General features: G+C 44.4%; 8 protein-coding genes. 6 read left to right on the top strand and 2 right to left on the bottom strand.

Features of this window, described 5'->3' with window-relative positions; translation table 11 throughout:
• The 4 genes from CAG69_RS11800 to CAG69_RS11785 all read left to right on the top strand — a co-directional run.
• Nucleotides 1-873, top strand: an 873-nt coding sequence (locus CAG69_RS11800) for a TIGR01212 family radical SAM protein (RefSeq protein ID WP_161444321.1), incomplete at its 5' end; no start/stop codon positions are given.
• 35 nt (nt 874-908) lie between these two features.
• On the top strand, nt 909-2,657 hold the full coding sequence (locus CAG69_RS11795) for a sensor domain-containing diguanylate cyclase (RefSeq protein ID WP_161444319.1): 1,749 nt from the start codon (nt 909-911) through the stop codon (nt 2,655-2,657).
• 241 nt (nt 2,658-2,898) lie between these two features.
• Entirely contained in the window at nt 2,899-5,253 is a 2,355-nt protein-coding gene (gene arcB, locus CAG69_RS11790) for an aerobic respiration two-component sensor histidine kinase ArcB (protein ID WP_161444317.1), read from the top strand.
• A 1-nt stretch (nt 5,254) separates the two neighbouring features.
• On the top strand, nt 5,255-5,704 hold the full coding sequence (locus tag CAG69_RS11785) for a hypothetical protein (protein WP_161444315.1): 450 nt from the start codon (nt 5,255-5,257) through the stop codon (nt 5,702-5,704).
• An 85-nt stretch (nt 5,705-5,789) separates the two neighbouring features.
• Here CAG69_RS11785 and arcA read toward each other — a convergent pair whose 3' ends face one another.
• On the bottom strand, nt 5,790-6,506 hold the full coding sequence (gene arcA / locus CAG69_RS11780) for a two-component system response regulator ArcA (protein ID WP_005381824.1): 717 nt from the start codon (nt 6,504-6,506) through the stop codon (nt 5,790-5,792).
• Nucleotides 6,507-6,867: 361 nt separating this feature from the next.
• On the opposite strand from arcA, the gene CAG69_RS11775 reads away from it, so the two are divergent.
• Together CAG69_RS11775 and CAG69_RS11770 are read left to right on the top strand one after the other, a co-directional pair.
• Nucleotides 6,868-7,275 carry a DUF3293 domain-containing protein gene (locus tag CAG69_RS11775; RefSeq protein ID WP_161444313.1) on the top strand — a complete coding sequence of 136 codons (408 nt, stop codon included), beginning with the start codon at nt 6,868-6,870 and terminating at the stop codon, nt 7,273-7,275.
• Between the two features lie 55 nt (nt 7,276-7,330).
• Nucleotides 7,331-7,813, top strand: coding sequence for a putative 4-hydroxy-4-methyl-2-oxoglutarate aldolase (locus tag CAG69_RS11770; protein ID WP_161444311.1), 483 nt, complete (start codon nt 7,331-7,333; stop codon nt 7,811-7,813).
• Here CAG69_RS11770 and CAG69_RS11765 read toward each other — a convergent pair.
• Nucleotides 7,810-8,280 (bottom strand): ribonuclease regulator, encoded by a 471-nt coding sequence (locus CAG69_RS11765; protein ID WP_065645163.1) that lies wholly within the window; start codon nt 8,278-8,280, stop codon nt 7,810-7,812. The genes CAG69_RS11770 and CAG69_RS11765 overlap by 4 nt on opposite strands.
• Nucleotides 8,281-8,431: the final 151 nt, after the last annotated feature.

Genomic DNA, 8,431 nt, shown 5'->3' with positions numbered 1-8,431 from the left:
GGATTTAGTTGCCCTAACCGAGATGGCACTATTGGTCGGGGAGGATGTACTTTTTGTAATGTGGCTTCGTTTGCGGATGAAGAAGTACAGATAAAGAGTATTCACGATCAGTTGAAAGATCGTGCGGGCGAAATTCATCGAGCGAAGAAGTATCTCGCTTATTTTCAGGCTTACACCAGTACTTATGCGGAAGTGCAAGTGCTGAAAAATATGTATGAAGAAGCACTAAAAGCGGCTGATATTGTGGGATTGTGTGTCGGGACTCGTCCAGATTGCGTGCCTGATGCCGTATTAGATTTGCTGTCTGACTATGTACAGCAAGGTTATGAAATTTGGCTAGAGTTAGGACTTCAAACCGCTAATAACGACACCCTTAAGCGCATCAATCGCGGTCATGATTTCGAATGTTATGCCGAAATCACTAAGCGCGCGCGAACACTCGGAATCAAGGTTTGTACTCATTTAATTGTTGGATTACCGAAAGAAAGCCGCGACGATAATATTGAGACGCTGCAAAAAGTGTTAGCCGTGGGCACGGATGGCATTAAGTTACATGGCTTGCATATTGTGGAAGGCAGCACCATGGCGAAAGCGTGGCGTGCAGGACGGTTAGAGGAGCCAGAGCTAGAAGAATATGTCGCAATTGCCAGTGAGATGATTCGTATGACGCCACCGGACGTGATTTACCATCGCGTTTCATCAGCAGCTCGTAGACCTACCTTATTATCGCCACTGTGGTGTGAAAATCGCTGGCTGGCGATGACTGAAATTGGTCGAGCCCTCAGTGAACATGGTGCTCAAGGAAGCCTAACGGGAAACGCTTTTATCTATACTAAACCGGAATTAATAGCAGATCGCTCAATAAATAACTGATATATTTTAACCAGTTTTCTTTAAAGGTTTAAACGATGGATCAGTTACTCAATTGGCTTTGGGATGGTCAAGGCGGTTATGGCTATGTCGTCTTGTTATTAATTGCTAGCGTGTGCGCGTTAGCACTGATCTATTTGCACTTTCAAACATCACTTAAGCAACTCGTAACGGATTCACCCTATCCAGTCATAGTGCTGGATACTGGCCATGCTCAGATCTTGTTATCTAACCAAGCTGCGATGCAGTTATTAGGTATTCGCTCTCTAGGCACGGGATATTTGTATCCCGCTTTATTCGATATTCGTGAGCTTGAGTCGTTTCTAGACAGTGTCTCTAGTCGTCATTTTAGCCAGCAGGTATTTGACTGGCGTTTATCTGAAAGCGAATCTATCAAGGTGGAGTTGTCAGGAAGAAAGAGTTTGCTGCGCAATCACCGTGTTTGGATCATCTACGCGCAGCCATATCAAGCCACTCATCAAGAGCAGCAACAAGAGCTTGCGCAATTAACGATTGCCCGTTCGGCACTAGACTCACTCTCTGAGTTAATTTGTACCCAAGATCGCCAAGGGAATTTATTAACGACGAACCGAGCATTTGATCAATTTTGGGAAGGGCGAAGGGAAGAAGCCTGCGCATCAAAGGTTTCCATGGGTGAGGCTAGCAGAAAGAGTGAGCGCAAGTGGACGACGGATCCACAAGGTCGCAGTTGCTTATTGGAAGTGAATCAAAATTCCCTTGTGTCACCGAGTGGTGAGCTGATCGGTACATTATCCATTAGTCATGATGTGACCGAGTGGCACAAAATGCAGCAAAACCTGAGAGATGAAATGGAGCGGCGTAAAGATACAGAAGTTGCGTTGGCGCAAAGGGATACTATCTTACAAACTATTCTTGACGCTAGCCCTGACTCTATCGGTATCTTCAATGAGAATATGGTCTATCAAGCGTGTAATAAACCGTTCGTTAATGCATTAGGTATTTCAGACGTGTCTGATTTGATCGGTAAGCGCCTTCAAGATGTCATTCCTGAAGAGATGTACGCTCGCTTAGCCGCTAGTGATTTGGATGCATTGCGTCAGTCAGAGCCTGTCCGATACATAGATAAAGTCGTTAGCAGTGATAGCAAAAGTACGTGGTTTGATGTGGTGAAATCGCCTTTTAAAGATAAAGCTTCAGGAACGAATGGTGTGCTGATCATGGCGCGTGATATTTCTGAACGTTACCTTGCCGAACAAAAGTTGGAGAGAGCCAATTTAGAGTTAGAAAAGTTGAGCTTTATGGATAGCTTAACTCAGGTATCGAACCGACGCCGCTTCGATGAACAACTGCAGGTACTATGGTACCACCATGCCCGCGAAAAGCTGCCGCTCACTATCATGTTGTGTGACATCGACTTTTTCAAAGATTACAACGACTGTTACGGCCATCAGCAAGGTGATGAAGCATTGGTCAGTGTTGCTACCGTATTCACAAAAGTCATCAATCGCTCTTCGGATTGTGTTGCGCGTTATGGTGGTGAGGAGTTTGGTTTTATCCTGCCGAATACCACAACGGAAGGCGCGAGCAATGTAGCGCAGCGTATTCATGAACAAATTCGACAACTCGATATGGAGCACGACAGCTCAGAAGCTTCGGAACGTCTCACGGTCAGTATCGGTCTTGTCTCTTATATTCCTCAACATGGTGATGAACCGGAAATGGGTATTGCCATGGCTGACAGTGCGCTATACCAAGCCAAAGCTGATGGACGTAATCGCACCTGTATTCATCCCAGTTCTTGCTAACGCTTTGTGACCGCTTGCTCTAAGTTGATAGCTGATTGTTTAAATCGCCGTATTAAACACGTTAAACTTACCGAAGCTTGTGCGTTCGTTGGTTAACTTATCTTTTTATCTTGTTTAGCAAGCGCAGTTCGCACTACGTATTTTTCACTAATCACACAGACCTAAATTGCGTTAGGCCGAATATGTCTGCTCGTTTTTTATCATTGAAGGGCAACATCTAGCCAGCACCATGGAGTAGTTAATGAAACCCATGAAAAATCTCGCCCAGTATTATGTCGACTTGCTAGTCAAACTGGGGATTGTTCGTTTCTCGATTTTGCTGGCCCTTGCGCTGGTGGCATTAGCCGTTGTGGTGCAGGTGGGGATTACTTTAGCTCTCAAGGGGCGAGTCGACGATATCGACATTGTCCGTTCGGTGTTTTTTGGTCTCTTGATTACACCTTGGGCGGTTTATTTTCTTTCTGTTGTTGTTGATCAGCTAGAAGAGTCTCGCCAGCGTTTAACCAAGTTGGTGTCCAAACTGAAAGACATGCGCTCGCGAGACCAAGAACTGAATTATCAACTGCAACAAAACATCGAAAAGCTCAACCAAGAAATTGAAGAGCGCATTAAAGCAGAAGAAGCTCGTGAAGAGGCGATGCAAGATCTCGAAAACGAGGTGTTCCAACGAGAGCGTACTCAGTTAGAGCTTGCGGAACGCACTGCACTACTGCGTTCATTTATTGATGCCTCGCCAGACTTAATTTACTACCGCAATGCCGATGGTGTGTTCTCCGGTTGTAACCGGGCAATGGAAGAGCTAACGGGCAAAAAAGAGCACCAGTTAGTCGGATTAAGCCCTTGGGATGTGTATAGCAAAGAAATCGCTGAGCACATCGTTGATACTGACCAAAAGGTCTTCGCCGATAATCAAGCCATTACTTACGAGCAGTGGCTAGAGTATCCTGATGGACGCAAGCACTACTTTGAACTGCGTAAAGTGCCGTTTTACAGCAAAGATGGTCGTCACCTTGGCTTGGTAGGTTTTGGCCGTGATATCACTGAACGTAAGCGCCATGAAGAGTCGTTAGAGAAAGCAAGCCGCGACAAAACTACCTTCATCTCAACCATCAGTCATGAGCTGCGAACGCCGCTGAATGGCATTGTAGGCTTAAGTCGTATGCTTCTAGATAGTCCGTTGACAGAAGAGCAGCGTAAACACATGCAGACCATCAATGTGAGTGCGATTACGCTAGGTAACATCTTCAACGATATTATCGATATGGATAAATTTGATCGCCGCAAGCTAGAACTATTACCTGCGCCACTTAACTTCGAAGACTTCGTCGCTGAGATTGAAAGCATCTCTGCTTTGATGGCTGAGCAAAAAGGGCTGCGCTTTGACTTAGAACGTTTGAGTGATTTACCCAAAGCAATTGAAGTGGATGCGACCCGTTTACGTCAAGTAATTTGGAACTTGGTCAGCAACGCAATGAAGTTTACCAAAGAAGGTGGCGTTGTGATGACGGTGAGCGCGGATGTCGAAGACGATTTTGCGACCATTATTATGGAGGTGGAAGACACGGGTATTGGCATACCAGAAGACGAGCTCGATAAAATCTTTGCCATGTATTACCAAGTGAAATCAGGTAAAGACAACCTACATGCTGTCGGGACTGGTATAGGCCTGGCGGTGTCAAAACAGCTGATCAACATGATGGATGGTGACATTACTGTCGCTAGTGAAGAGGGTTTTGGTAGTACTTTTACCGTATCGATTCACGTTCCTATTGTGGAACTCGAAGAACCTGTCATTGATGCAAAACGCGATAATGTGCATCTCAACATCTTTATGGTCGAAGACATTGAGCTTAACGTCACCGTGGCCAAATCGTTGCTTGAGAGCTTAGGGCACTCCGTTACCGTGGCGATGACGGGACAAGAAGCGCTCGTGAACTTTGTGCCAGAAAAATATGACTTGGCGTTGTTGGATATTCAGCTGCCTGATATGACGGGGTTTGATGTCGCAAATTATTATCGCGAGCATTATAACAATCTGCCTCCATTAGTCGCCCTAACAGCTAATGTGATGAAAGATCGTCGTGAATATTTAGATAACGGTATGGATGATGCCATCAGCAAACCGCTTGCTGTGAATGCCATTCAGTCTGTAATTGATAAGTTCTTCGCGCATCAGGTAGAGCCGCAAGAGCAACCTGAGAGCATTCCAGAAACAGTGGAAGAGCCGCCCCCTTCTCCTGTGATTGAGACACACTTGCTCGATATGGATATGTTAGAGTCTTACGTCGACATTGTTGGTGCCAAGCCGGTCTACGACAGCATAAAAATGTTTGAAGACATGATGCCAGACTATATTGATGTCTTAGACTCAAACATGACGGCAAAAGATCAAGATGGGATTGTTTCTGAAGCGCATAAAATTAAAGGTGCTGCAGGTTCGATTGGCCTCAAACGTATCCAAAGTGTGGCGCAGAAAGCGCAATCTCCCGATATGCCAGCATGGTGGGAAAACATTTCAGACTGGGTTGAAGAGATCAAAAATGAATACCAAAACGATATTCAAGTCCTCAAAAGTTGGTTGGAACAAAGGAAATAACATGAAAAGAATCGCACCATTGGCATTAGCCATGGCATTGATGGCAGGCTGTAGTTCCGTTCCAAATGTGAATTGGCAACAAAACAGTCAGATTACGATTAATGAGGTTAATGTTGAGCTCAAAAGTAATTTATGGGTGAACCTCATGCCGAATATTGGGGACGTGCAAGAGCAAAGTATTCAAGGTGCACTTTACCTCGAAGGAGATCAGTTACTTCCTGCAAATCTAACGGCAGAAGCTCTTATTATTAAACAGGGGCAAAAAGAGTGGTTGGTGGACAGTGCGTCTTTAGATACTCGAACGCACAGTGAAAGCCGATGGGAGGTGGCGTTCTCGTCTCACATTGATGTGAACACAGAAAAATCGGTTGATATCGCAGTGCTTCTAGACGATGCGGGTAAACAGCGTTGGTTAGTCGAAAAGTACGTGAAGATTAACAAGGTTTATTAACCGCAATGATGTTGCATTAGTCGTTAGACCTAAAACAAAAAGGGCTTGCTCAATGAGCAAGCCCTTCGGATATTAGCGGTTAAATCTAGTCTTCTAGATCGCCACAGAAGCGGTAACCTTCGCCGTGGATAGTGGCGATGATTTCTGGCGTACCTGAAACAGACTCAAAGTGCTTACGGATACGACGAATCGTTACGTCTACAGTACGGTCGTGTGGCTTAAGTTCACGACCAGTCATCTTCTTAAGAAGATCTGCACGAGTTTGAATCTTACCCGGGTTCTCACAGAAGTGCAGTAGTGCGCGGAACTCAGAGCGAGGTAGCTTGTAGCTATCACCAGCAGGGCTTACTAGAGAGCGGCTGTTGATGTCTAGTACCCAACCGTTGAATTCATACTTTTCTACCGAGCGCTTCTCTTCTTGCACCGCGTTAGAGCTCATTGAGCGACTAAGTAGGTTACGTGCACGAATAGTTAGTTCACGTGGGTTGAATGGTTTAGTGATGTAGTCATCTGCACCAATCTCAAGACCTAGGATCTTGTCTACTTCATTGTCACGGCCTGTCAGGAACATTAAAGCAATGTTCGCTTGCTCGCGTAGTTCACGCGCTAGTAGAAGGCCATTCTTGCCTGGAAGATTAATGTCCATAATAACCAAGTTGACTGAGTTATCAGACAACACTTGGTGCATCTCTTCACCGTCACTGGCTTCAAAAACAGCGTATCCCTCTGCTTCAAAAATACTCTTAAGAGTGTTACGAGTTACTTGCTCATCTTCAACGATAAGAATCTGCGGGGTTTGCATTGGCGGTACCTAAATTTGTGACAAAATTGTGCTAATAGAATAAATTCTAGGCAAAAATATAACATACAGGTAATGTGATTTTGATAATAAATCAAGTTGATCAAAAAAACACTTCTTTCAGTTATCCGCCCTCCATGGAATTTTGCCAACTCACCAGTATCCAATGGCGACGTTTATTCTAAAGGGCTTGTTTACCTTTCATTTCCTGCTTTCTGTGGGGCATGAAACGTAAACACCCTAAGATATGGAGCGGATTTTATATTGTTAACAGCATGCTAACAATGCTCAAATGTTAATTCCATTCAGTTTGTTGATTTATATCAATTGATGAAATGTAACTGTTATTAATCGTTTAAGACTTATGATAGAAAAAAGTAATATGAACATAGACGCATCGTTATGGAATGCTTATTCAGAATCTTTTTTCAGATTCGAGGCCGAGTGGTGCGTTTCAAACTACGCTGTGATAACCGCTTGGAACCCATACAGTAATTTGCGGTCCAAAGAAGAGAACTGCATAAGCAATCAAGCATTAGAAACACTGCTACAGCACGTTAATTACGCGCCTATCACAGTAGGTGACAGCTCTTTTACATGGTATGAGGAAAGCTTTGCCGTCGAGTTATCACCAGAGGCGGCGGTCGCATTGGCGAATGACTTTCAACAAAACGCGATTTACTACGTCATTGATGATCAACTTTACCTTATTGCGTGCTCACAGCCGAAAGTGTTGCATAAGTTAGGCTCCCTTAAGCCTCGACTCGTATAGGAAAGGATACTACTCACCGAAGCACTGCTTGAGTGAGAAAATTCACGGAGGAAATATGAGAGACATTACACCCGATATTTGTGACCAATTTGAAGACCAAGTTACCCTGCTTACTTTGCCACTGCAGAACTTTGGTCAACGCACCGCTTTTTACGGAGAAATTGTCACAGTGCGTTGCTACCACGACAACTCAAAAGTACGTGAAGTACTGGGCGAAGATGGAGCGGGGAAAGTATTGATTGTTGACGGACATGGTTCGTGTCAGAAAGCATTGCTTGGCGATCAATTAGCAATACTCGGAATAGAAAATGGGTGGGAAGGCATTATTGTCTATGGTGCAATACGCGACGTAGCACAAATATCTCAGATGGACATTGGCGTGCAAGCACTTGGTACCAATCCGTTTAAGACAGAGAAGCGAGGTATGGGAGAGGTCAATGTGACCTTAACGATGCAAAACCAAATCGTGCAGCCGAAGCATTATGTGTACGCTGATTGGAATGGTGTATTGATTTCAAAGCAAAAATTAGATTTCTAAAAACGAAAGCCTAAACCTACCTCAATACCTTGTTGCCAATCTTGGTAATCAAGAGTCGCGTGAAGATCCAGTTTATCGGTGATTTTTACGCGACTTGAGACTTCAGCTGCGAGGCTGCTGTCTTCTTGGCGAATACCTTCCGCAGTCTCATTCTTGTAAGAGCGAACCGTACTTTTTAGTGTGACACGATCATTGAAGTGATAGCTGATCCCACTCAAAAAACCGCTTTGGTTTTGGGTTGGAGAGTTGTTGACTCGTGCACCGACGTAAACGTCTACGGAGTCAAAGAGTTCGTACGCATAACCCGTGTCGATATTCCAAACATCGAAACTGTCAGATTGATAGCTGTCGCTGGAAATAAATAGTTTATGAGGAGAAGGGGATGTTTTACCTGGAAGAGGCGGAAGCTCGTTCGCTAGACAAACGCCAGGCACAAAAAACAGCAACAGAAAAAGCCCTCTTTTCATGCTTACCACTCCTTGTGTCAACTTTTTTATTAGTATGTGCCCAAAGCTTCTCACTATTAAAGCATAGAATATGAAAGCTAGCTCATCTATTTTCTAAATAATTCGATCCTGTGAACATAGGTCACAGTTAAGTTGTTGTTAAGTGTCAACA

The sequence above is a fragment of the Vibrio sp. V43_P6S15P86 genome (assembly GCF_009904725.1).
Lineage (GTDB): Bacteria > Pseudomonadota > Gammaproteobacteria > Enterobacterales > Vibrionaceae > Vibrio > Vibrio diabolicus.
Note: the sequence above shows the minus strand (reverse complement) of the source record. Positions and strands in the feature narration are given on the sequence as shown.

What these genes read in the sequence shown, in the direction of transcription:
- CAG69_RS11795 (WP_161444319.1), top strand. Translation starts at nt 909, where the DNA reads ATGGATCAGTTACTCAATTGGCTTTGGGATGGTCAAGGCGGTTATGGC.
- arcB (WP_161444317.1), top strand. Translation starts at nt 2,899, where the DNA reads ATGAAACCCATGAAAAATCTCGCCCAGTATTATGTCGACTTGCTAGTC.
- CAG69_RS11785 (WP_161444315.1), top strand. Translation starts at nt 5,255, where the DNA reads ATGAAAAGAATCGCACCATTGGCATTAGCCATGGCATTGATGGCAGGC.
- arcA (WP_005381824.1), bottom strand. Translation starts at nt 6,506, where the DNA reads ATGCAAACCCCGCAGATTCTTATCGTTGAAGATGAGCAAGTAACTCGT.
- CAG69_RS11775 (WP_161444313.1), top strand. Translation starts at nt 6,868, where the DNA reads ATGATAGAAAAAAGTAATATGAACATAGACGCATCGTTATGGAATGCT.
- CAG69_RS11770 (WP_161444311.1), top strand. Translation starts at nt 7,331, where the DNA reads ATGAGAGACATTACACCCGATATTTGTGACCAATTTGAAGACCAAGTT.
- CAG69_RS11765 (WP_065645163.1), bottom strand. Translation starts at nt 8,280, where the DNA reads ATGAAAAGAGGGCTTTTTCTGTTGCTGTTTTTTGTGCCTGGCGTTTGT.